Annotated in this window: 27 protein-coding genes and 1 tRNA gene; 26 read left to right on the top strand and 2 right to left on the bottom strand. The window is 57.1% G+C overall.

Annotated features, from left to right (window positions below; genetic code table 11):
* Positions 1–112: 112 nt before the first annotated feature.
* The 8 genes from HPQ62_RS20010 to HPQ62_RS19975 all read left to right on the top strand — a co-directional run bounded on the left by HPQ62_RS20010 (position 113) and on the right by HPQ62_RS19975 (position 7,269).
* A complete protein-coding gene (locus HPQ62_RS20010; RefSeq protein ID WP_174804375.1) occupies positions 113–1,087 on the top strand; it encodes a ParB/RepB/Spo0J family partition protein in 975 nt (324 codons plus the stop codon).
* Positions 1,084–2,652 carry a DEAD/DEAH box helicase gene (locus HPQ62_RS20005; RefSeq protein ID WP_174804374.1) on the top strand — a complete coding sequence of 523 codons (1,569 nt, stop codon included), beginning with the start codon at positions 1,084–1,086 and terminating at the stop codon, positions 2,650–2,652. The genes HPQ62_RS20010 and HPQ62_RS20005 overlap by 4 nt, the downstream gene beginning before the upstream one ends.
* Positions 2,649–3,563 (top strand): primase/helicase family protein, encoded by a 915-nt coding sequence (locus tag HPQ62_RS20000; RefSeq protein ID WP_174804373.1) that lies wholly within the window; start codon positions 2,649–2,651, stop codon positions 3,561–3,563. Before HPQ62_RS20005 ends, HPQ62_RS20000 begins: the two co-directional genes overlap by 4 nt.
* Before the next feature lie 484 nt (positions 3,564–4,047).
* Positions 4,048–4,206, top strand: coding sequence for a hypothetical protein (locus tag HPQ62_RS19995; RefSeq protein ID WP_174804372.1), 159 nt, complete (start codon positions 4,048–4,050; stop codon positions 4,204–4,206).
* Entirely contained in the window at positions 4,203–4,733 is a 531-nt protein-coding gene (locus tag HPQ62_RS19990) for a helix-turn-helix domain-containing protein (protein ID WP_174804371.1), read from the top strand. Before HPQ62_RS19995 ends, HPQ62_RS19990 begins: the two co-directional genes overlap by 4 nt.
* A complete protein-coding gene (locus tag HPQ62_RS21310) occupies positions 4,730–5,599 on the top strand; it encodes a DNA cytosine methyltransferase (protein ID WP_174804370.1) in 870 nt (289 codons plus the stop codon). The genes HPQ62_RS19990 and HPQ62_RS21310 overlap by 4 nt, the downstream gene beginning before the upstream one ends.
* Before the next feature lie 18 nt (positions 5,600–5,617).
* A complete protein-coding gene (locus tag HPQ62_RS19980; protein ID WP_174804369.1) occupies positions 5,618–6,199 on the top strand; it encodes a hypothetical protein in 582 nt (193 codons plus the stop codon).
* A 992-nt stretch (positions 6,200–7,191) separates the two neighbouring features.
* Positions 7,192–7,269: transfer RNA gene (locus tag HPQ62_RS19975), tRNA-Ile, on the top strand.
* A gap of 274 nt (positions 7,270–7,543) precedes the next feature.
* Here the strand turns inward: HPQ62_RS19975 and HPQ62_RS19970 are convergent.
* Entirely contained in the window at positions 7,544–7,792 is a 249-nt protein-coding gene (locus HPQ62_RS19970) for a BrnA antitoxin family protein (RefSeq protein ID WP_174804368.1), read from the bottom strand.
* Between the two features lie 97 nt (positions 7,793–7,889).
* On the opposite strand from HPQ62_RS19970, the gene HPQ62_RS19965 reads away from it, so the two are divergent.
* The 14 genes from HPQ62_RS19965 (at position 7,890) to HPQ62_RS19895 (ending at position 18,666) form a co-directional block, all read left to right on the top strand.
* The gene (locus tag HPQ62_RS19965) at positions 7,890–8,189 is read left to right on the top strand and encodes a hypothetical protein (protein ID WP_174804367.1); all 300 of its coding nucleotides are present in this window, start codon (positions 7,890–7,892) and stop codon (positions 8,187–8,189) included.
* On the top strand, positions 8,156–9,607 hold the full coding sequence (locus HPQ62_RS19960; RefSeq protein WP_174804366.1) for a PBSX family phage terminase large subunit: 1,452 nt from the start codon (positions 8,156–8,158) through the stop codon (positions 9,605–9,607). The genes HPQ62_RS19965 and HPQ62_RS19960 overlap by 34 nt, the downstream gene beginning before the upstream one ends.
* Positions 9,608–9,614: 7 nt before the next feature.
* The gene (locus HPQ62_RS19955) at positions 9,615–11,012 is read left to right on the top strand and encodes an anti-CBASS protein Acb1 family protein (RefSeq protein ID WP_174804365.1); all 1,398 of its coding nucleotides are present in this window, start codon (positions 9,615–9,617) and stop codon (positions 11,010–11,012) included.
* Between the two features lie 785 nt (positions 11,013–11,797).
* On the top strand, positions 11,798–12,925 hold the full coding sequence (locus tag HPQ62_RS19945; RefSeq protein WP_174804363.1) for a hypothetical protein: 1,128 nt from the start codon (positions 11,798–11,800) through the stop codon (positions 12,923–12,925).
* Positions 12,926–12,928: 3 nt separating this feature from the next.
* Positions 12,929–13,381 (top strand): hypothetical protein, encoded by a 453-nt coding sequence (locus HPQ62_RS19940; protein ID WP_174804362.1) that lies wholly within the window; start codon positions 12,929–12,931, stop codon positions 13,379–13,381.
* Between the two features lie 12 nt (positions 13,382–13,393).
* Positions 13,394–14,437, top strand: a complete 1,044-nt coding sequence (locus HPQ62_RS19935; protein ID WP_174804361.1) for a major capsid protein — start codon at positions 13,394–13,396, stop codon at positions 14,435–14,437.
* Between the two features lie 53 nt (positions 14,438–14,490).
* The gene (locus HPQ62_RS19930) at positions 14,491–14,844 is read left to right on the top strand and encodes a hypothetical protein (RefSeq protein ID WP_174804360.1); all 354 of its coding nucleotides are present in this window, start codon (positions 14,491–14,493) and stop codon (positions 14,842–14,844) included.
* A 15-nt stretch (positions 14,845–14,859) separates the two neighbouring features.
* Positions 14,860–15,813 (top strand): hypothetical protein, encoded by a 954-nt coding sequence (locus HPQ62_RS19925; protein ID WP_174804359.1) that lies wholly within the window; start codon positions 14,860–14,862, stop codon positions 15,811–15,813.
* Entirely contained in the window at positions 15,813–16,271 is a 459-nt protein-coding gene (locus tag HPQ62_RS19920; RefSeq protein ID WP_174804358.1) for a hypothetical protein, read from the top strand. Before HPQ62_RS19925 ends, HPQ62_RS19920 begins: the two co-directional genes overlap by 1 nt.
* Positions 16,272–16,274: 3 nt before the next feature.
* The gene (locus tag HPQ62_RS19915; protein WP_174804357.1) at positions 16,275–16,589 is read left to right on the top strand and encodes a hypothetical protein; all 315 of its coding nucleotides are present in this window, start codon (positions 16,275–16,277) and stop codon (positions 16,587–16,589) included.
* Positions 16,589–16,945 carry a hypothetical protein gene (locus HPQ62_RS19910; protein WP_174804356.1) on the top strand — a complete coding sequence of 119 codons (357 nt, stop codon included), beginning with the start codon at positions 16,589–16,591 and terminating at the stop codon, positions 16,943–16,945. Before HPQ62_RS19915 ends, HPQ62_RS19910 begins: the two co-directional genes overlap by 1 nt.
* Before the next feature lie 11 nt (positions 16,946–16,956).
* Positions 16,957–17,190 carry a hypothetical protein gene (locus tag HPQ62_RS19905; RefSeq protein WP_174804355.1) on the top strand — a complete coding sequence of 78 codons (234 nt, stop codon included), beginning with the start codon at positions 16,957–16,959 and terminating at the stop codon, positions 17,188–17,190.
* Positions 17,187–18,227: a head morphogenesis protein gene (locus HPQ62_RS19900; protein ID WP_174804354.1), complete on the top strand. Its 1,041-nt coding sequence runs from the start codon at positions 17,187–17,189 to the stop codon at positions 18,225–18,227. The genes HPQ62_RS19905 and HPQ62_RS19900 overlap by 4 nt, the downstream gene beginning before the upstream one ends.
* Complete coding sequence (locus tag HPQ62_RS19895) at positions 18,220–18,666, top strand: HK97 gp10 family phage protein (RefSeq protein WP_174804353.1); 447 nt, start codon at positions 18,220–18,222, stop codon at positions 18,664–18,666. The genes HPQ62_RS19900 and HPQ62_RS19895 overlap by 8 nt, the downstream gene beginning before the upstream one ends.
* Here HPQ62_RS19895 and HPQ62_RS19890 read toward each other — a convergent pair.
* Entirely contained in the window at positions 18,635–18,853 is a 219-nt protein-coding gene (locus HPQ62_RS19890; protein WP_174804352.1) for a hypothetical protein, read from the bottom strand. The genes HPQ62_RS19895 and HPQ62_RS19890 overlap by 32 nt on opposite strands.
* A 14-nt stretch (positions 18,854–18,867) precedes the next feature.
* Between HPQ62_RS19890 and HPQ62_RS19885 the strand changes: the two genes are divergently transcribed.
* From HPQ62_RS19885 to HPQ62_RS19870, 4 genes are all read left to right on the top strand, one after another.
* Positions 18,868–19,296, top strand: coding sequence for a phage tail terminator-like protein (locus HPQ62_RS19885; RefSeq protein WP_174804351.1), 429 nt, complete (start codon positions 18,868–18,870; stop codon positions 19,294–19,296).
* Positions 19,297–19,307: 11 nt separating this feature from the next.
* Positions 19,308–20,060, top strand: coding sequence for a phage tail tube protein (locus HPQ62_RS19880; RefSeq protein ID WP_174804350.1), 753 nt, complete (start codon positions 19,308–19,310; stop codon positions 20,058–20,060).
* A gap of 11 nt (positions 20,061–20,071) precedes the next feature.
* Positions 20,072–20,488 (top strand): hypothetical protein, encoded by a 417-nt coding sequence (locus tag HPQ62_RS19875; RefSeq protein WP_174804349.1) that lies wholly within the window; start codon positions 20,072–20,074, stop codon positions 20,486–20,488.
* A 176-nt stretch (positions 20,489–20,664) separates the two neighbouring features.
* Entirely contained in the window at positions 20,665–20,826 is a 162-nt protein-coding gene (locus HPQ62_RS19870) for a hypothetical protein (RefSeq protein ID WP_174804348.1), read from the top strand.

Genomic DNA, 20,826 nt, shown 5'->3' with positions numbered 1-20,826 from the left:
AATGAGCGACGAAGACGACGAATGGAAAAGCGCAGGTGAGTTCGCGGCGGAACTGATCGAGAAGCTGAGACAGAAGCAGACGGCAGACTGAAGGCACAAAGGACGGCAACCGATGGACGGCACATTTCAGAACATTCCTATTCACGGCGTCAGTGCATCCGATCGTATCCGCGAGTCGGACGCGCGGCAGGTGTCCGCGCTTGCTGAGAGCATTCGTGAAGTTGGGCTTTTGAACCCTATCACGGTCGCGCCTGAAAGCTACAGCTACAAGCTCATTGCCGGACTGCATCGTCTTGAGGCTTGCCGCTCGCTTGGTATGGAGCAGATAGCGGCCTTCGTGGTCGATCTTGATGATCAGCGCCGCATCATTGCTGAGTGCGACGAGAACCTTTGCGCGCCAACGCTCACGCCGGCAGAGCGGGCGACATTCACGGCAAAGCGCAAGGCGGCTTACGAGGCGCTGCATCCAGAGACGGCCCACGGTGCAATTGGCGGAGGGCATGACCAGAGTCGCCAACTTGGCGACTCTGCCAAAGCCGACCGCTTCACCGCCGACACTGCCGCGAGAACAGGCCAGTCAGAACGCGTTGTTCAGCGTAACGCAGAGCGCGGCGAGAAGATCGCGCCGGAAGCGATCGAGGCGGTTCGCGGGACGAAGCTGGACAAAGGCTCATACCTGGACGCGCTCAAGAAGGTTCCAGCCGAGGAGCAAGCCGCGAAGGTGAAGGCGGACCTTGAGGCGCCAGAGAAGCCGAAGACCGCAGCAGTCGCCGATACGCCCCCTGACGATCCTTATGCGGACGAGCGCAAAGAGCTTCGCGGGCTGACGCGCGAGGGACTTGAGGATGAGGTGATCGGGCTGCGTGAGGAGAATGCAGAGTACCGCGCCGCGATTGCAAAGCTGAAGCGCGAAAATGAGGAATTGAAATGCGCAAACCGCGATCTGTCATCGAGCAATCAGGGCGCTGTTATCTCGCGGCTGACGAAACAGCTTCAGGGGATGAAGTTCGAGAAGCAGAATGCACTTGAGGATGCTCGAAAGGCGACTTGGCAGCTGAATAAGATGAAGAAGGAGCAAGCGTCATGAACCTTTTTCAACCTGAATCACAAGAGATTGTCTTGCGCCCCTATCAGTCGGCTGCGATTGATGCCCTTCGCGATAAAATCAGGGAAGGCAAGCGCCGCGTTATCCTTTGCGGGGCAACGGCGTTCGGGAAGACGGTTTGCGCGTCGAAGCTTCTCAAGGAAGCAGACAACAAGGGCAGCTATTCGGCATTCATCGTTGACCGGATCACGCTGGTAAACCAGACGAGCGATGTCTTCGACCGGTACGGGATCGGTCACGGGATTGTGCAGGGCATCAATGATCGCTGGTCGCCGTTCGAGAACATTCAGGTGTGTTCGGCGCAGACCCTTGCGCGCCGGATGCTCCCCCGTCCGCCCAAGCTTATTGTTGTCGATGAGGCGCACGCGCAACACAAATCGACATTGAAGTTCATGGAGGAAAACCCGGATGCGGTTTGCGTTGGGCTGACCGCAACGCCATTTTCCGCCGGGATGGCCGATCATTGGGACGGCATTGTCGATACCGTGACGGCGCGACAGCTTATCAATGAGGGTTATCTGATCGAGCCGAAAGTTTTTGTCGCCAAAAGCCCGGAGGATTCGGAATATGGCCGCAACAGCTTTGGCGAGTTCTCGGACGAAAGCGCGGCATCCGCAGGCATTCGGATTGTTGGCGATGTCGTCAAGGAATGGATATCGAAAACCCACGAGTTCTTTGGTGGTCCGGCCAAGACTATAGTGTTTTCGCCCACGGTCGAGCACGGGCGTGAGCTTTGCGCGGCCTTCGCGGCGGCTGGCTACAATTTTCAGCAAATCAGCTACATGGACCGCTCGGACGATGAGCGCGCGGCCAAGATCGGGGAGTTCCGACGTCCCGACAGCATAATACATGGCCTGGTCTCGTGCGGGGTGCTCACAAAGGGTTTCGATGTAGCCGATTGCCGTATCGGGATTTCCTGCAAGCCTTACCGCAAAAGCCTCTCCAGCCACATGCAGGAAGTCGGCCGCCTTATGCGGACGCACCCGGACAAAGACCTTGCTTTGTGGATCTGCCATTCCGGCAATTTTGAGCGGTTCGCCCTCGATCTCTATGACGTCTGGGAAAATGGAGTCGGTGAGCTTTCGAAAGCTGAGAAGCATGACAAGAAGCCGAGGGAGCGCAGCGAGCAAACACGTGAAAAGGTGGTTTGCCCGGAGTGCAGCGGCGCATTGCGCGGTCTCGTTTGCACATGCTGCGGCTGGGAGAAGCCAGCGCGATCTGGCATTCATGCGGTCGACGGGGAGCTCTATGAGTTCAACGCGCAAGCCTTGGCAATGGAAGCGCGGCCCGGACTGCGCGCCGCGTGCCTAAAGGACCCGAAGGCGGTTTATAACGCAGCCCTTTGCTATGCGATCGAGCATTGCCGTGACGGTGACTGCGAAAAGTCGCGCAAGCAGGCATATGCGATATGGAAGGGTATCTTTCCAACCGAGAAGCCGCCCTTTGGCTGGTTCGACATGAAGGCGACCCTGCCGGATGCGGGCGCATATTCCTTGGCTGAACGGGAAGTGAAGCGTTTCCGCAAGAATAGTCGGAGAGCAGCATGAACATTCAGGACGCCATGAATGATGCATGCCGGTCGATCGGCATCAAGCCCCCGAAATCTCTGCGGTATGGGCAATGGAACCGAACAGACACGCTTGCGAAGAACGGCAAGCAGGACGCTTCGGTTCTGATCTTTGGCGATGGTGTCGCCGGGATCGCGAAGAACTGGCAGACGATGCAGGAGCAGTATTTCAGCATCAGGGGTGCTGGTGAGTATGTCGCCCCGCCGCCGAGACAGCGCGACTACGAGGCCGAGCGCCGCGCCGCCGAGCGACAGCGAGAAGTAGAGGAAATCTGCCTCAAGGTTGTTCGCTCATGCGAGGCCGAAACGCATCCATATCTTGAGCGCAAGGGCTTTCCGAATGAGCTTGGGCTTGTGTTGCATGACGTGGCCGGGGTCATCCCTGACACTGACGTAGGCCGGGCGATGCTGAAATATCTGCCAAAGAGCGATGCCCCTTTGCTGATCGTTCCGGGCCGCGTCGGCAAGATCGTGACGACGTTCCAGGCAATCACAATCGACGGCGACAAGAAGAACGCGCTTCACGGAAAGATGGACGGCGCATTCCACAGGATAGCCACAGGACGCGAAACGTGGGTGTGCGAGGGGATTGCTACCGCATTGGCCGTAAGGGCCGCTCTGAGCCTCCTCGGGCGCTCTGCGACGGTTCTATCCGCGTTCTCTGCTTCCAATGCGGCAAAGGTTGCCGGCTCCATCCGTGGCGCTGTCATTGCGACCGACAACGATAAGCCTGTCGAGGCCTTCGGCGGTCTCGGCACTGGCGAGTACTGGTCACGCAAGAGCGGGTGCCGTTGGGTGATGCCGCCGGAGCGCGGAGACTTTGACGACATGTACCTGAGCGAAGGCGTTCGGGCTGTCGCGCTGAAGCTAAGGGGGCTAGCGCCTCCTTAGTTTTGGGTTGCCCGCCTTTGCGAAGGGCACTCGCTTGGTGGGGTCGATTTCCGCAATGGATGTTGCGGATGTTCGGGGTGAAAGGTTCGGGTGGTAACGAACTGATACGGCCCTAAACGGTCAACATAGTCGCTCTGATACGCCACAGGCAGTGGCCCGCATCCCGGAACATGACGGGACCGGAAACCCCGGCAGGGGACGCGACAAGCCCATTACCCGCACAGGACGCACACGATTGATGTGCGGCCACCACACGTCGCCATCGGATCGTGTGGAAGGTGCCGCCAGGTCCCGAAAGGGAGCGAAGCGAAGGACATGGATTGACAGCCTGACCCCAATCCAGCGCGATAATGGCGCATCCTTTCCGATGGTTTGCGACGGCAGTCCCATGAGGTCCTCATGCCAAGCAGCACTTCGTCCCGACGACGGGCGAAGTGTGCCCAACAGAGCCCGAGCATCCTATGCCAAACAATGAGAGAGACAGATGAACGATACAGAAAAGATGATTGAGGCTGCAAAAACGAAGAGCGGCGGTTGGAGCAAAGAGACGCTCGCGAGTTGGGGCGTTCCGTGGCCGCCGCCAAAAGGATGGAAGGTCGCTCTAATTCGGCGCGATGCGCTCAGCGGAAAGGAAAAGTCATGAACGCAGCAGAAGCAATCGACTATCTCGCGACGAACAGACGCAACACGATCGAGCGGAAAGCACGGATATGGAATCCGCGTGTTGTGAAACCCGCAATGATTGAACAGGTTGTGGAAAAACCTGTGGCGGTCGAGGCTCGCAAGCCGTCAAATGTGCAGCAAGACTGGCACATGGTAGAGTGGCGCAAGTACTTCGGTTCACGCGCAAAGCTGACGATATATGCGCGGGCTATTCAGTCGGGTTTCGAATATGCCGATTTGGTCGGCAACAGGCGCTTCAAGGCAATGACCCTCGTGCGCCAGATCGCGTTTTTCGAGCTTAAGGAGTTCTACGGTAAATCGTTTCCCGAGATCGGGCGGATGATGAACAAGGACCATACGACAGTGCTCCACGGATACCGGAAGATCAGAGACCTGATCAAGTGTGGCGGGCTTCAGGCGGAGGCGGATCGCGTTGGTGCTGACTTGAGTTTGTTTATCGCCGGTCTGATTGATCGCGGCGAATACGTGCCACAGGTGGCGGGATGATCTACGGAAGCGTATGCAGCGGAATAGAGGCGGCGAGTGTGGCGTGGGGCTCAATCGGCTGGAGGCCAGAATTTTTCTCCGAGATTGATCCGTTCCCAAGCGCCGTCCTTCGACATCACTACCCGGAAACGCCAAACCTTGGCGACATGACAGAATACGAGGAGTGGCCAGATCATGTTATCGATGTTCTCGTTGGAGGAACCCCGTGTCAGGACAACAGCATCGGATATGCTGCCGGAGCCAAGCGAGCCGGTGACGGAATGGATGGCGCGCGTTCTGGACTTGCCTTCGACTTTGCCGGAATTGCCGGTAGATATGAGCCTGAGTGGGTTGTTTGGGAAAATGTCCCCAATACCCTATCGGCACGGCATTCCGGTGGGTTTCTGCGGTTCCTCTCCGAGCTTGGGGACGCAGGGTATTTTTGTTCCTGGCGCGTTATTGACGGGCGCTGCTTTGGACTGTCCGACCAGCCGAGGAAACGCCTTGTCGTGGTCGGAAATCGTAGCGACTGGAGACGTGCCGCAGCGGTACTACTTGAGCCAGAAGGCACTACAAGGAATAGCGAAAAGGTCGCGTCGACCGCCCCTGTTCTCACTGCAAGAGGGGGAATGGCTCTCGATGACAGAACGCCATGCATATTGGATGAGTACGGCGCTCGTTTGAGTACGCCGCTTGAATGGGAGAGAGCTATGGGGTTCCCAGACCACTACACAGCGATACGTTGGCGAGGAAAGCCATCACAAGACTGCCCTGACGGGCCACGCTGGAAGGCGTTGGGAAACAGCATGGAAGTCAGGATGATGCGATGGATTGGTTCCAGAATAGAGGCGGTCCAGAGTATGACGGCAACACTCAAGGCGGAATAGACGGCAAAGGACGGCGGCATGAAAGCATACAGCAAGGCGGCAAAGCTGGAAGTGAAGCGGAAGCGGGGAAGGCCGCGCAAGGAAGGCCCGCGCACGGACAGCGGCCAGCTATCCCGCGCCAAGGAAGACCCTCGCAAGGTGGCTGTAGAGGCTCGTATGCGGCTGTTCGGCCTTTCCAAGCATGCAGCCTCAAAGCAAGAGGCAAACAGCGTCATAGGCCGGATGGAGCAGCGCGGAGAAATCATGTATCGCCAGTACGAGGCTCTGCGGGAGTATCATCGATTGGCGACGGCATACAAGCGGAGAATCGGCGCTCCTGACAGCCTGTGTTCCTCATCTGCCGGACCTGTAATTGAGATGAGCGAGGAAGACGAGGAGCAATCAATGAAGGCTCTCCGAAAGCGGTATGACGAGGCCAACGCGGCTGTTCGGGCCGTCATGAGAGAGGGCGGATTCTCGAACGGCTTCAAGGTCATTGAGTGGATGGTTTTCCGGGATATCGAGATGCCTCATCTGGTCGGAGTGCTTCGACTTGTGGCGAACGGACTGGCGCGAAACTTTGGCTATGATAATCTCGAAAGGGGTGTTGACATTGGGTGACGGATCGAATTAAATGCGATCAATGGTATTGGCCGAAGTGCGTTCGCAAGAGGGCAAATCACCCCCAAGAGTTTCCGGCAGCTTTCATGCTTTATGTCCGGGCCAGTGCGAAGGCTGGTGAATTTGACCTTCGAAGTCGTCGGATGCATACGGCGCAACGCCATAAGAACGAGGAAGCGCGTGGGTTAGAGCCCTTAAGCCTCGGTTGAGATGGAGCCATTAAGTTGGCGGTGAAGTCGAAGCTAAACATCGCAAATTTCGCCCGAATGGGCAACGAGAGAGCGACGCCAGATCCACCGGGGCAGGCGCTATAAACTGGAAGCGGTGGATGCGCGGTCACGGCGCGTCGGAGTCACAACCGGCTGATTTAAGGGTGATGCTCATTCTGAGGGTAATAGAACGGGTTCAGGCATCCCGTTACCACTGCCTGGCAGTTTCGAGGCGATAGCCTCAAAGAGTTTGGCGGAGGAGCTTCTTGCTCCAGTAAGGTGAACACGGGTCAGGTTGAGGATTGACCTCAGACGCGAGAGCGGATTGGCGCACCAGAGACCCTTTTTGGGTAGCAGCCGATGAACCCTCCCTGAACCGACAGGGCTGCCAATTCATTCCGAAGCGGGAATTCCCGCTTCGCTCAGTTTGGCGGCGGCGCTGAAGCAGAAGCGCAGTCAGACGTGACAGGACGGCAATATGTGGTAGCAGAGCCGTTCACGATAGGCGAAGCAGGTTTCGAAGCTGTTTTGCTGTGACGTGTATGATGCTGGTTCGAAGCCAGCCAAGCCTCGCCGGAGTAGCGCCCGGCCCGCCAATTCAATTCTGCCTTCGCTTTCGGATCGGCACAACGAGTCCCCCGAAAGACGCTGGCAGGTCAAGGCCCGGTGTCGCAAGCATCGGGCCAATTCAATAGCCTGAAAGGGCAAAGAGCTGATCATTCGCATGAGGTGCGCACCGACAGGCGCTCTGTGTCGGCAGGTAGTGCGGATGATCGTTATCAACGCAGTGTAGCCAAGCCCGGTTAAGGCTCTCCGCTCATAACGGAGCGATCGCCGGTTCAAATCCGGCCACTGCAACCAATATGGGCCTGTAGCTTAAAGCGTAAAAGCTGACGTAGCCGAAAGGGGCGGAGATACCGGTAACGCAGCCGGTCGGGTCCACCAAATTCCTCTGGCGCTTCATAGCGACGGAAAACAGATCGGGAGAGTGAGCGACAAGGACTTCCAGATCGTTCTTGGCGCTTTCGCTACGCTCTCCCGTGCTCCATCACCGGTTCCAAGGGATTGAGGCATCTCGATCGCGAGGTAACGCTGCAGCGCCGGTGAAAACGCCCTGGACAGGGTCGGCCTCCCTCTAACCGGGGAGGCCTTTTGCATTCCTGAGATCATCGTTGATCCGAGATCGCCAACCTTTGCCGGTAGCCTTGTAGGCCTCGACAACATCGGCATCCAGGCGGAGAGACACGAGAACCTTGGCGTTGCCGGTCTTTGGTCTTCCGCGCTTCGATCTCGACATACCGATATCGGTCTTTTTTGATGGTGTCGGCTTGGCCGACGTCGTCGGCTTCTTCGACTCGCTGCCTTGGTCGAACCTGATGGCCATTGCTGTCTCCGATGGTGCTGCATTTAGCGTAACACGGTAATTCAATTTCCGTAGCACGATAATTCGGGAAGCTTGAAAAACAATTGAGGAAATCAAGATGGCGCAACATGGCGGTGCCCGCTCTGGCGCTGGGCGCAAACCGGGCAAGGTCGGCAAGGCAAAGCGCGAACTGATCGACATGGCGAAGGACCATGCGGAGAAAGCGCTGAACACGCTGGTCAACATTGCCAACGATGACGAGGCCCCGGCGGCGGCACGAGTGAGCGCGGCAAACGCGATCCTTGATCGGGGCTACGGCAAGCCGCCACAGGCTCTTGAACACACGGGTAAGGACGGTGGTCCGATACAGACCGAAGAGAGATCATGGCGGGAAGTGCTGCGCAGCGAGAAGGGTTAGAGGGTAGCACCTATCTCACGAATCCCGCACTGTTCGAGTTTTGGGAAAGTGCATTTGAGCCGGGAGTTGATATTGCTGTCCTGCATGGCGGTCGATCAAGCTCGAAGACAAGGGACACGGCTTGCCAGCTAATCAGGCTGGTCAACCACGTTCCGGTTCGGATGCGGGTTCTCTGCATCAGGCGGTTCCAGAACAAAATTCAGGAGTCGGTCTACACCGAATTGAAGTGGGCCATTGCTCATCTTGAGCTTGAGGCTGAGTACGACGTCCAGAAGACGACGATCATTCATCTTCGCACCGGGTCGGAGTTCGTGTTCTACGGTATCGAGCGCAACCTTGAGGAAATCAAGGGAACGTCCGATATCGATATCCTTTGGGTAGAGGAGGCGGAAAAGCTCACTGAGGAACAGTGGACAGTTATCGCCCCGACGATCCGAAAGGAAGATAGCCTTTCTATCCTGCTGTTCAACCCGAAGTTCGTAACGGATTACGTCTGGAAGAATTTCGTCATCAACACGCCACCGCATTGCGTGGTGCATCAGATCAATTACGATGAAAATCCGTTCCTGAGCGAGAAGGCATTGCGCGATATCGCAGCGATGCAGGTACGTGACCCGGAGACGTTCGAACATATCTACGGCGGCGTTCCGCTTGGGGATAGCGAATATTCGATCTTCAAGCGCCGCTGGCTTGATGCTTGCATTGACGCTGACAAGGCTCTTGGATTGACACTTGAGGGTCGCAACGTCATAGGCTTTGACCCGGCTGATGACGGAGAAGACAAGTGCGCCACGGCTGACAAGATTAAGGGCGTGTTTCAGAATGTCGAGGACTGGTCATCTGACAAGGATGAACTGGTCCAAAACGCAAAGAAGGTTTGGGGCAAGGCCCGCATCCTTGGTGCGACGATTTCATACGACACGATCGGAGTTGGCGCTTTTGTCGGCGGATATGTCGATGAGCAAAACGAGGCGAATGGTGCATCGGTTGAGCACTTCGCGTTTCATGCCGGCGGCGCTGTCATGGACCCGGACGAGCCGAGCGACGAGCAGAACGACAACAGCCCGACGAACCGGAACGAGTATCTGAACCTAAAGGCTCAGGCATGGGCGAGAACGGCGCACAAGGCGATGCTGACGTTCAACGCTGTGGTTCGCGGTCATTCGATCCGGCCAGAGGACGTTTTGTCGTTCTCGTCATCCATGGGGCAGGAAAAGCTTGACGCATTGTTCACCGAACTTTGCATCCCTTGGTGGGTGGAGAGTGAAGGTAAAAAGCGTGTCGTGCCAAAGCTGAAGCTCAAGAAAGATATGGGCGTGAAGTCGCACAACCTGGCTGATGCGGTGATTGCGGCTGACAACATCAATATCGAAGTCGGGCCGGCTGTAGCCATGTTCCTGACCAAACGCCACCGTTGAGGAAGATATGAACGCACAGATCCCGGCGCGATCGTTCCTCGCCAATGCGGCGGCGCGGACGTGGGCAAGCATGTTTGGCGGGGTGTTCAATACGAACGCCAAGCACAACCATTACAAAGATTTTGGGTTTCCGGATCAGGTCACGTTTACGCACACCTATGCCGCTTATAACCGCAATGGATTGGCCCGGGCAGCGGTGAACAAGACCGTTGAGAAGACTTGGCAGGATCAGCCGTTCTTGCTCGAAAAGGAACGTGACGGCTCTCAGAAGGGCAAGACGGCGGAAACCTCGCTCGAAAAGGACATTCGTCAGCGCTTCTCTGATCTTCGCGTTTGGGCTCGCCTGGCCGAGGCTGACCGGCGGGGCATGGTCGGTCGGTATTGCGCCGTTATTCTCCGCCTCGCCGATGGGCAGATGTTCGACAAGCCCGTGACCATGACCAATGGCGGGCTCGAAAAGCTCATCGAAGTTATCCCGGCTTGGGAAGGGCAGATCACGGTAAGCGAGTGGGATGAGGATCAGTCGTCGGAATCCTACGGCCTGCCGAAGATGTACCAGTTCACCGAAAGCGCGGTGGGCGACAGCAAGAACACGAATCGAACGGCTCGGCAGTTCCTTATCCACCCTGATCGGGTGATTGTTTGGTCGGCGGACGGAACCCTTGATGCGCGATCGGCGCTTGAGCCCGGTTTCAATGATCTGGTCACGCTGGAAAAGATCATTGGCGCGGGTGGCGAGGGGTTCTGGAAGAACGCTAAGTCTGCCCCGGTCCTTGAGGCGCAGGACAATATCAACATTCAGGCCATGGCGCAGGCCATGGGGGTCAAGCCTGACGAGATCGCCGACAAAATGTCGGAGCAGGTCGAGGACTGGCAAAAGGGATTCGATCAACTCCTTATGCTTCAGGGCATGCAGGCCAAGACCCTAAACGTCACCCTGCCGAGCCCGGAACACTTTTTCCTGATCGCGCTTCAGTCCTTCGCCGCTTCCAACTCGATCCCGCTGAAGATTTTGGCCGGATCGCAGACAGGCGAGCGCGCATCAACGGAAGACGCGGACGAATGGGCACGGACGTGCATGTCTCGGCGGGCGAACCAGACTGTTCCGAACATCATGCTGTTCGTCAATCGTCTTGAGCGGTTTGGCATCCTGCCGGAGCGCGATTGGTTCATCGATTGGACAGATTTGCTCGATCCAAGCCCAAATGAACGTCTTGAGCGCATTGAACGTATGGCTAATGTAAATGATAAAATGCACGCAACCAGTGAATGGATATTCACCCCAGAGGAGATGCGCGCAGAGGGTGGATATGAGCCACTGTCTGATGCCGAGAAATATCTTGATGATGCAACAGACGGAGAGGTTGATGCCGCTTCGCAATCTCAGGCGGATGAGGTAGAATAAGCAAACCCGCCGAGCATCTCACCTCTCGACGGGTTCTAACCAGCCCAACCTATTGTGGAGGTCAAGATGGCTTCAAATCGTTTATGCTCTATTCCCGATTGCTGCAAGAAGCATGTCGCTAAAGGGTGGTGTGAGGATCACTACCGCCGGTTCAAGCGGCACGGAGACCCGCTCGCCGGGGGAACGCCGCAGAGGGCACTGCCAACGTGGATTGATAGCATAGCCCTTGCGTATGATGGCGACGAATGTTTGATCTGGCCTTTTGGTCGGCACAAAGACGGGTACGCTCAGGGAAGATACGCTGGGTATCCGTCAGGACGTGCAGATCGCATCATATGCGAGTTGTTTCACGGCGCACCGCCGAGCGACAACCATCAAGCGGCTCATTCGTGCGGCAGGGGCAGAGACGGTTGTGTTAACCCGAAGCACTTGCGATGGGCAACGCCATCGGAGAACGAGGCAGACAAGTTGATCCATGGGACGGTCGTGCGAGGATCTAGGCATAAGAACGCCAAGCTCACAGAGGACGATGTCATTTCTATCCGGTCCATGCTTGGACAAGCTACTCACGAGGACATTGCCGCCATTTATGGGGTGACAAGGGCAACTGTTAGCTTGATATCATCAGGTGCTACATGGTCTTGGCTCACCTGACCGAGAACCAGATAGACGGATAAACAAGAGCGGCCCAAGCAAGGCCGCTTTTTTTGTTGCCGACGACGTGACCGAAGAAGAATCGGACGCCGCCGCTGGCATCACGCCACCAACAGAAGAGGTGTAGCCTGATGAACCAGGTACGTGTCAACGTCAAGACATTGGCGAACGTGAAGGCTGCGCGCAAGGAAAAGCGCAATGGCCGAGATGTGGTCATCGTGCCAAGCGCCACACTTCCCGACAACATCGTCATGAACAGCATCATGTACCCAGCGGAAGAGATCGCCAAGAGCTTTACCGGCCTTGAGCGCACGCCGGCTCCGCTTGGTCATCCGATCATCAACGGCAAGCTTGTTTCGGCCCGCGACCCTGAAGGCATCAACATCGGGCACATCGGTGCCTGGAACGAACGGGTGAGGCAGGAAAATGGGCGAGTCCTTCTTGATAAGGTAATCGACGTCGAAGTCGCGAACCGTAGCGAAGGCGGCAAGGCCGTCCTGAAGGCGATAGAGGACGGTGGGCCGATACACACGTCCACGGGCCTTCTTGCCAGAATGGAAACGGTGACCAACGAAAAGGGTTATTCGAAGATCGCTCGCGACATGGTTTGGGATCATGACGCCATCCTCCTGAATCAGGAAGGGGCAGCAACTCCCGATCAAGGTGTAGGAATGCTTGTCAACGCCAATGGCAAGCAGGAAGAAATCAACGTGATCAACAGCAGCATCGAAGACGATGCGGATCGCGACATGAATTGGGCGGTGGAAAGCCTCGCCCGAGCTTTGGACCGCAAGCAGAAGGCTGGTGCTCTGGAGCGAATGAAGACCGCGATATTGGAAGCCATCGGCTTATCCGAGCGGGAACCCTCTGCAAACAGAAAGGAAGCAGACATGGCTGATGAAAAGCAGCTTGGTGAGCTTTCCGCGAAGGTTGACGCCCTCTCGGAAGCTATCGGCAAGATCGGTGATACCGTTGGTACCGCCGTGGCAAACGCCGTAAAGCCGATTGTCGATGCTCAGAACGAGATGGTCGCCAATCAGAAGGCCAAGGATGACGCCGAACTCGGCGAACTCCGCGAGAAGATCGTCAAGGCAAACCTGATGGACGAAGACGGCGCAAAGGAGCTTACGCTCAACCTCGCCCGTTCCCTCTCCAAGACGATCAAGAACGACAAGGCGGCTCCCCTCCGCTCCGGCTTCAACGGCGGCAACGACAAGCCGACGTTCAAGCTGCCGGCATCCGAGAAGAAGGAGGCCTAATCCATGGCTCGGTACAACAAGATCTACGCCGGCCCTGTATCTGAGGTTCTGCCTCAGGTCCAGGAGCGCACCGCCCCGGCAAACGCCATTCCCGGCCGCATCGTCGTAGAAAACGGCGCTGCTTGGGCTCTGGCGGGCACCTCGACCGTTGGCAAGGTCTATGTCCTTCAGGACAACTATCTCGCCATGAAGGGCGTTGATGATGCCTATACCACTGGCGATGTCGCCATGGGCATGGAAGCGCTGGACGAACAGTTCTTCAACGTCCGTGTGGCCACCGGCAACAACGTCTCTCGCGGCGCTGCCCTGACGCCGGCTGCGAATGGCGAACTCGCCATCGCCTCGACTTCCGACATGGTCGTTTTCTTCGCTGAAGAGGCCTACAACAACACGTCCGGTTCTGGTCAGCTCGTCCGCGCTCGCGTGGCCAAGGGCTACCTGACGGCAGCAGCGTAAAGGGGTAACCAGATGCGCTATTTTGACGAACAGCTCGTCGCAAACTCCCGACCGCACCGTGAATGGTGGAATGAACTCACGGTCAACCGTGAACACTTCCACCAGGTCGAAGACCACATGGCGAGCCTCAGCAACGCCGCCGCCGTGCTTCCGCGCGACGCATGGCTGGAAATGGACACCATCACCCGCCGCGTCATGCGCGACGATGAAGGTGAAGTGTTCATGTCGGACCTGATGGCGCTGGCCAAGCCGGTGAACATCGGCAAGCTGGTCCATATGACCCGTGTATCGTCCGACACGAATGCGCCGGTCATTCGCTCCATGAGTGGTCAGACGCCGGTTCCGATGGACAAGGTCGTCTATGACTATCGCGGCACTGTCGTTCCGATCTTCCAGGATGGCTATGGCCGTGAATGGCGGGAATGGAACACCCTGCAGTCGGAGAACTTTGACGCTTTGGCGGACGATCAGGAGGCCACCGTTGCGAAGCTCCGCAGCGACATGGCCGACTACTCCCTCGATGGCGATGACAACATCGTATTCCAGGGCTACGCAGCCACCGGCATTCGCTCCAACGCTCTGTCGAAGACGATCAACATCGGCGCGTCCGGCGCCAACATCGACCTGACGTCCGCATCCACCACGTCCGACGCGATCGACGCATTCTTTACCCAGACCTTCGGGGCGGTGATGGATGCGAACCTGATCACGCGTCCGGTCAACGTCTACATCTCTCCGGAGATCGGGCGCAACTTCGATCGGTCCTACTCGGGGTCGGGCGGCTTCAAGGGCGGCACGCTCATGAGCTACCTGGAGACCAACCGCCGCATCAACAAGATCGCGGTGACCTACAAGCTGACGGGCAACGAGTTCTTCGCTTTCGTTCCGTCCGCCGAGTACATCCGGCCCCTGATCGGCATGGCTGTCAACACGACGGCAATGCCGCGCCAGTATCCGACTGCGAATTACCAGTTCCTTTGCATGGGTGCGATGGGTCTGGAAATCCGGGCGGATTACAACGGCAAGGCTGGCGTCATCTACTCGACCAGCTCGTAACATGGCTTGGCCTCGCTTTCGGGCGGGGCCTTTTCTCAACAAGGATCAACCCGATGAAAATCCGCCTGAAGGCCCCTCATGGCCGCACCACGACCGGCATCTATGGTGCCGAAGGCAAGGAATATGAGGTCGGCACGGAACTGACCGTCAAGGAAGAGCCGACGAAATGGCGCGGTCGCTATGACATCGTCAGCGACGAAAAGGGCAAGGAGCCCGTTGTCAATCCGGACAACACCGAACCGCCGAAGACTGGCTATGCCATCGCCGAGCAGTCCGCCGGCTGGTATGCCGTCACCAAGGACGGCGCTGTCGTCACCAAGAATATGCGCAAGGGCGATCTCGAAGGCTTCGACGCCATGTCTGACGACGACAAGGACGCATTTGTCGAGCTCCATAAGCCTGAATAATCGGAGGCCGCGACCATGGTTGACCAACTGCCAAATCTTACAGGTGACGGTGGTCGCGGCGTCGAGGTAACTCCTGTTCTTGCCGTTGACCAGGATGGAAACCCTGTTTCTGCTGGCGGGCAGGGTTCGGTTGATGCGGCAAATAGCACTGACGTTGAGCTAACTTCATCTGGAACGTTCACCGGCGAGTGGGTTAGCAACACTGACCCGCATATCGGGTTCAACGTCAAGGCAGATCAAGACGGCACACTGTTCGTTGATATTTCGCCAGATGGCGGCGTAACGATCACCCTTTCGAAGCAATACGACATTCGCGCCGGTGAAGCGCGCTTTGATGCCTTTGTGAAGGGGCCACGGTCGCATCGTGTTCGGTATGTGAATGGGGGATCGGCTCAAGGTTCATTCGTCCTATCGACGTTTACCGGGTCGGGGCTTTATCCATTCGCCATCAGCGACAGAGACGCTCCGAAGTTCATCGCGTATTCCGGATCTGGGATATCGGGCACGACTTACGCTATGCTGGTTGACCTGTCGGATACGACAAATTTCCCGCACAACGACACTGGCCGAATTGATCTGTATTCGACGTTCCTGCTGGTTGACAAAGCGGCCAACTCTGCGGGGTCCGTTCGTCTTGGCGTGATAACGAGAATTGACGGCACTGACGCTGATGTTTCCTTGGTGCAAGGCGTGAGCTTCACAAACACCTCTGACCGCTCAATCGAGCGCGACCGAATATTCGACCATCCTCTCAAGCTTGGCCAATCGGGCGGGGAACTGACAGACGTCGCCACAGCCTTCAAGCTTACCGGCGTTACGGCGATAAACACCGGCCTGACGCTGCCGTCGCCGCGTGGGAACGTGACCCCGGCTTTGGGTGATGTCGTGATCCAATTCGCCTACACGTCTGGATCGGCCTACAACGCTTCAGTCTCAGGGCAATACGCCGGAAATGTGAGTGCGACCTGATGACCTACGGAACGATTGCCGGGTGGCGAGCCTATGCTCTTGAGCGTGGCGACAGTGCGCCTACGGACGCATCAGACGCCGACGCAACCGCAGCGCTGGTCAGGGCCTCAGACTATATCCGCATGCGCTATGTTTCCAATCTGGTGGCTGCTGGCTATGCCGCAGACTTCACGCCCGATGGACATGATCTGTCGCTTGCTGAAGAAGGAACCTATGTCGCTGCCTCGTATGAACTAGCAACGCCTGGCTTCTTCTCGAAGACATACACCGCATCGGAACAGAAGGTGCTCACCGAGGTCAAGGGCATCAAATGGACGGTGACGGGCGACAGCAGCAAATATTACGCCTATATGCCCACGTCATCGCTCATTGATGCGCTATTCCTGCCTTATGTCTATGACCGAAACATGCCGAATTTCATGTTGAAATCCATCGGCCCATCAATCCAAGGATGCTGATCAATGGCCCTTACAGGTGTGCACTTCGGGTGCTGTCAGATTGCAAGAACGCCCGGAGACGATCCGGTAAATGTCAATGGTCGGTCTATCTGGTCGGAAGAGACCGCATCTAATACGGCTTCGACCAACACCGTTCCAAACCTGCCGAACGACGGAAACCGAGCGGTGATCCGTGTTTACGCCTCTGTCGCTGCTTATGTTGCTTTTGGCGTCGATCCAGATCCCACCACATCGCCAAGGCACTATATTCGAGCCGATAGCATCGATTGGTTCGAAGTGAAGACCGGAGACAAAGCCGCGTGGATCGCTGATACCTGATGGCGGAAGATTGGGCCGCGGTCGCCGCAGAAGTCACGGAAGCGCTTGCCGAGGTTGGCGGCACGGCTGCAATCATCAGGATGGAAACGACGGGCGGATATGATCCGACGCTAACACCTGTCGAGTATCCGTGCACCTTGTTTCAGGACATGCTAGACATGACGAAGGTAAAGGGCACGCTGATCGAGGCGACAGACCGGCGCGAATATATCGCTGCATCGAACCTCGAGATTGTGCCGACGACAGCTGACAAGCTTTTACTCGCTGGCAAGGAATACACGATCAAGAGCGTTCAGCCGCTTCAGCCCGACCCGAACGGGCCTGTGATCATGTACGAAGTCATTTTCGTTGGGTGAAGGGAAAGATTATGGAACTTGCACAGCTTGGTATTGGCTTCGACGCCAAAGACGCCATGGAATCAATAGCAGAATTGACGGTTGCTCTCGACAACCTTTGCGCTGCGGCGGAACGAGCGTCTGAGGCGGTATCGAATATCAAAGGCCCCGGCGACATTAAGATTGACCTTCAAGTCAAGTACGACGGCAAGACGGGGAAGGTTGACCCTCTCACTACGTATGCATTCCTTCGCCGGTCGAAATGATCTTTGACGAACTCTATGAAAAGCACCGCGCGAAGGTAGCAGCGGCTTTTCAGGATGCCATGTCAACGATCCGGTCTCGCGTCATCCTCGATGTGGTGACTGCTCGTCTCCGCGTAGGTGATATCGAGGGCGCGATTGACGCGATCCAGGTTGACCCGGCTGCGTTCGGAGTGCTTGAGCGCTCATTGCAGGAAGCCTTTGCCGATGGCGGCGAGGCGATGGTTGATGAACTGCCGAACCTGCGCCGTCCCGATGGCCCTGCCGTGGTCTGGACCTTCAGTGTTCGCAACCTTGAGGCGGAAAGACTTGTCCGCGAACAGTCTTCGACGCTGGTAACCCGGATCACGGAGGATCAACGTCAGGGACTACGCGTTGCTTTCTCCGAGGGGCTGGCACGTGGCGACAATCCGACACGGACGGCGCTTGATGTCGTGGGCCGCGTTTCCCGCGTCACAGGAAGGCGTGAGGGCGGGTTTATCGGTCTGAATGAACCGCAGATCAGGTTTATCGAAAGCGCGCGTCAGAAGCTCTTGTCGGGCGATCCTGAGTTGATGCGGGAATATCTCACGCTAGGAACCCGCGACAAGCGCTTTGACAGAACCGTGGCGAAGGCGATCCGGGAAGAAAGGCCCGTTGATCGCGACATGCTGACACGCATCATTGATCGACTGAAGGATAGGAACCTGAAGCTGAGGGCCGACACAATCGGCTTGGAGGAAACGAGAACGGCGCTATTCTCCGCCCGCGCAAACGCTATGAGGCAGCAGATAGATAGCGGTAAACTTTCCGCCAGCGACGTGAAAAAAAAGTGGAAGCATTCTGGATCTGGGCATCCCCGATTGCAGCACGTCGCAATGAACAACGTGAAGGTTCAGATTGACGAGCCTTTCGTTATGGCGGACGGAACGCGAATGATGCACCCGCATGATCCAAAAGCGCCAGCGCGTCACAAGATCGGATGCAAGTGCAGGGACGAATACGACGTAGATTACATCGCCGCCGGTTATAGGAAATATCGGGCGCGCATTAATGGCTAAGCTCTCATTCTCCGCGACCATTCGCGATTGGGCCAAGAAGGTTCCAGAAGCGGCAGAGGCCGTCCGGAACGAAAGCGCCAAGGAAGTTGTCAGGGATATGCAGACGCTCGACTCTGAGGGCGGTCGCATGAGATATAAGACCGGGTTTCTTTGGGGCTCCCTCTTGGCGTCCACTGCGGCAATGCCATCCATTAATCCAAGCGCAAAGCCATCGCCGGGGCAGAAATACAGCTTCGATTTCGGTCAGGTCGAGGCGGTTATCGCCGGCTCTGATTTCGAGGATACGCTTTATTTCGGCTACACCGCAAATTATGCCGGGTATCGGGAATACGGCGCGCGTGGTCAGCCGCCAGATGCATTCGTGAGAACAGCGGCACAGAAATGGCCGCAGATTGTGGAACGGAACACTAATCGGGTTCGGAAGGCTTTCGGGCTTTAATCGCCTCGTTCTCTTGCGTCTCTTCTTCTTGGGCCTTCAGGATGCCTAAGGACAGCAGCATCAGTGCGCGGTGCGCTGCCTTAACCGTGGTGTCCGCAAGCACTGTATCGCCTTCCTTGCCTGAAAGAAGGGCAAGACAACGAAACAGCAGGTCGTGAACCTGATTTTCTGACAACTTATCGGACATGAGGCGGCACGCTAATGGCAACTGGCGTTGACGGCAACATCTTTGTGGCGTTGGCGAACCGTCTTTCGGCTCTGACGTTCATCCCGGCGCTCGATATCGCTTGGCCGAATGTGGACTATCCCGGAGAGGGTGGGGCGAAGGCGAGCATCTTCCTTGAGGCCCAGCATATCCCCAACGAGACCGTCACGTATTCTGTTGGCAAAGGGCAGGGGATGCGTCAGGGCTTGTTTCAGGTCTCGGTGATGTACACCAAGGGCGCGGGTATCGTGAAACCGCTCGATATCGCCCATGAGGTCATCCTCCACTTTGCCAAGGGTACAATCCTTTTCTCGGACAGCGCGAAAGTCGTCGTGAACCGGGTTCCGTGGGCTTCAGGCCCGATTATCGATGATGACCGGATCAAGATGCCGATCACCATCCCCTATGAAGCCACCGCAATCTAAAGGAGCGAAACATGGCTTATGATAACGTGCGGACGCGCGAAGGCCAGCGCGTTCTTGTGTCTCAGACCGCATATGGCTCGGCTCTGACGCAGGCTCAATATGAGGCAATCACCGACTGGTTTGAGGTCGAGAACGTCGGGCAGGTGCCGGCCACCGGTACGGAGACGAACTATCCGACCTACAACCTGATAAAGGACGGACTTGCCCGCAAGGCTCGTGGTGTTCGCACTCCGGGTTCGGGTTCGGTGGAATATGCCCGCGCTTCCGATGCGCCGGGGCAGAAGCTGTTGCGTGGTCTGGACCGGGATTACACCTATCCCGTGGCAATCGTCATGAATGATGCGCCGGTCGGCAAAACCAACACTGTGATATACAACCGGGCCCACATCGGCCTGCCGTCCCGCCCAGACGCCCAGCTTGAGGATTTCGACATCGAAACTGTCGCGTTCGAGATGACGGATTACGAGGTCTACGCCGATCCCGAAGCGCTGGTCACCCTCGCGAATTCCGCAGTCCCCACGATCAGCGGCACGGCATCTGTCGGTGAGGTTCTGACCGCAACCGGCGGAACGTGGACCGGTTCCGGCCCGATCTCTCTGGCCTATCAGTGGTATTCCGAAGGCGTTGCCATTTCCGGAGAGACGGCTTCGACATACACCGTTGGTGCTGGCGAAAGCGGAAACGATATCACTGTGGCCGTAACCGCCACGGGCAATGTCGGCACGGAAGTCACCGCCACGTCCGCCGCCACGACCATCTCGTAAGGAGCGCATGCGTGGATATCTCCAAGCTTCACGACAAATCCCATCTGTTCAGCCTCGATATCGTCAATCCTGAAACGGACGAGCCGGTCGGCATCTCCATGAAGATCCGATCGGTCAGCAGCGACGATGTGTCTGCGGTCATCCGCCGCCACACCAACGAGAACGTCGAGCTTCGCCAGAAAGGCAAGACGCTCAGCGCCAAGAAGCTGGAAGAGCAGGAAGCTGAAAAGACCGCCGCATGCATCGCCTCATGGGATTGGGGTGAAAACACCTATGGCAATCTCGGCGTCCCTGCGGATACATGGGAAAACAAGGTTAAGGTGCTGATCGAGCAGGGCTGGATTTATCAGCAGGTGGCCGAGGCTGCAAACACCTTCGGAAATTTTACCACTCAATCCGGCAAGGCTGCATCGAAGCCGTCGAAATAACGGCACGGTATGGGACGCCGGACGAAAATGGCGAGACGCGCGCTCAGAGGAATGCGCGTTTCAAGCAATCGCATCTGACGCCGGAGCCGGAATGGCCCGAAGGGTCTGAGCAGATACAGGACTGGTTCTGGCGCATCCGTGTTCGCATCCGATCGGGAATGAGCGGACCGGAGCCGATGGGATACGGCGATATTGAGACGTTCTCTCGCGTTACGGGTGAAATCATGATGCGTGAGGAAATCGGCCTGTTGCTTGCCATGGACGATGCATACTTGGCTGCGGTCAACGAAGAACACGATCAGGCGCGCAAGCGTAGTGAAGCGAAGAAGGGTAAATGA

The sequence above is a fragment of the Martelella limonii genome (assembly GCF_013344475.1).
Taxonomy (GTDB): Bacteria; Pseudomonadota; Alphaproteobacteria; order Rhizobiales; family Rhizobiaceae; genus Martelella; species Martelella limonii.
The sequence above is the reverse complement of the archived record's forward strand: the minus strand, read 5'-3'. Positions and strand labels throughout refer to the sequence as shown.

Coding starts and splice junctions, on each gene's coding strand:
- HPQ62_RS19885 (WP_174804351.1), top strand. CDS start 18,868: ATGGCAACTGGCGTTGACGGCAACATCTTTGTGGCGTTGGCGAACCGT.
- HPQ62_RS19945 (WP_174804363.1), top strand. CDS start 11,798: ATGAACCAGGTACGTGTCAACGTCAAGACATTGGCGAACGTGAAGGCT.
- HPQ62_RS19880 (WP_174804350.1), top strand. CDS start 19,308: ATGGCTTATGATAACGTGCGGACGCGCGAAGGCCAGCGCGTTCTTGTG.
- HPQ62_RS19970 (WP_174804368.1), bottom strand. CDS start 7,792: ATGGCCATCAGGTTCGACCAAGGCAGCGAGTCGAAGAAGCCGACGACG.
- HPQ62_RS19965 (WP_174804367.1), top strand. CDS start 7,890: ATGGCGCAACATGGCGGTGCCCGCTCTGGCGCTGGGCGCAAACCGGGC.
- HPQ62_RS19870 (WP_174804348.1), top strand. CDS start 20,665: ATGGGATACGGCGATATTGAGACGTTCTCTCGCGTTACGGGTGAAATC.
- HPQ62_RS19955 (WP_174804365.1), top strand. CDS start 9,615: ATGAACGCACAGATCCCGGCGCGATCGTTCCTCGCCAATGCGGCGGCG.
- HPQ62_RS19940 (WP_174804362.1), top strand. CDS start 12,929: ATGGCTCGGTACAACAAGATCTACGCCGGCCCTGTATCTGAGGTTCTG.
- HPQ62_RS21310 (WP_174804370.1), top strand. CDS start 4,730: ATGATCTACGGAAGCGTATGCAGCGGAATAGAGGCGGCGAGTGTGGCG.
- HPQ62_RS19895 (WP_174804353.1), top strand. CDS start 18,220: ATGGCTAAGCTCTCATTCTCCGCGACCATTCGCGATTGGGCCAAGAAG.
- HPQ62_RS19960 (WP_174804366.1), top strand. CDS start 8,156: ATGGCGGGAAGTGCTGCGCAGCGAGAAGGGTTAGAGGGTAGCACCTAT.
- HPQ62_RS19995 (WP_174804372.1), top strand. CDS start 4,048: ATGAACGATACAGAAAAGATGATTGAGGCTGCAAAAACGAAGAGCGGC.
- HPQ62_RS20010 (WP_174804375.1), top strand. CDS start 113: ATGGACGGCACATTTCAGAACATTCCTATTCACGGCGTCAGTGCATCC.
- HPQ62_RS20000 (WP_174804373.1), top strand. CDS start 2,649: ATGAACATTCAGGACGCCATGAATGATGCATGCCGGTCGATCGGCATC.
- HPQ62_RS19905 (WP_174804355.1), top strand. CDS start 16,957: ATGGAACTTGCACAGCTTGGTATTGGCTTCGACGCCAAAGACGCCATG.
- HPQ62_RS19890 (WP_174804352.1), bottom strand. CDS start 18,853: ATGTCCGATAAGTTGTCAGAAAATCAGGTTCACGACCTGCTGTTTCGT.
- HPQ62_RS19935 (WP_174804361.1), top strand. CDS start 13,394: ATGCGCTATTTTGACGAACAGCTCGTCGCAAACTCCCGACCGCACCGT.
- HPQ62_RS19980 (WP_174804369.1), top strand. CDS start 5,618: ATGAAAGCATACAGCAAGGCGGCAAAGCTGGAAGTGAAGCGGAAGCGG.
- HPQ62_RS19915 (WP_174804357.1), top strand. CDS start 16,275: ATGGCCCTTACAGGTGTGCACTTCGGGTGCTGTCAGATTGCAAGAACG.
- HPQ62_RS20005 (WP_174804374.1), top strand. CDS start 1,084: ATGAACCTTTTTCAACCTGAATCACAAGAGATTGTCTTGCGCCCCTAT.
- HPQ62_RS19990 (WP_174804371.1), top strand. CDS start 4,203: ATGAACGCAGCAGAAGCAATCGACTATCTCGCGACGAACAGACGCAAC.
- HPQ62_RS19910 (WP_174804356.1), top strand. CDS start 16,589: ATGGCGGAAGATTGGGCCGCGGTCGCCGCAGAAGTCACGGAAGCGCTT.
- HPQ62_RS19925 (WP_174804359.1), top strand. CDS start 14,860: ATGGTTGACCAACTGCCAAATCTTACAGGTGACGGTGGTCGCGGCGTC.
- HPQ62_RS19920 (WP_174804358.1), top strand. CDS start 15,813: ATGACCTACGGAACGATTGCCGGGTGGCGAGCCTATGCTCTTGAGCGT.
- HPQ62_RS19930 (WP_174804360.1), top strand. CDS start 14,491: ATGAAAATCCGCCTGAAGGCCCCTCATGGCCGCACCACGACCGGCATC.
- HPQ62_RS19900 (WP_174804354.1), top strand. CDS start 17,187: ATGATCTTTGACGAACTCTATGAAAAGCACCGCGCGAAGGTAGCAGCG.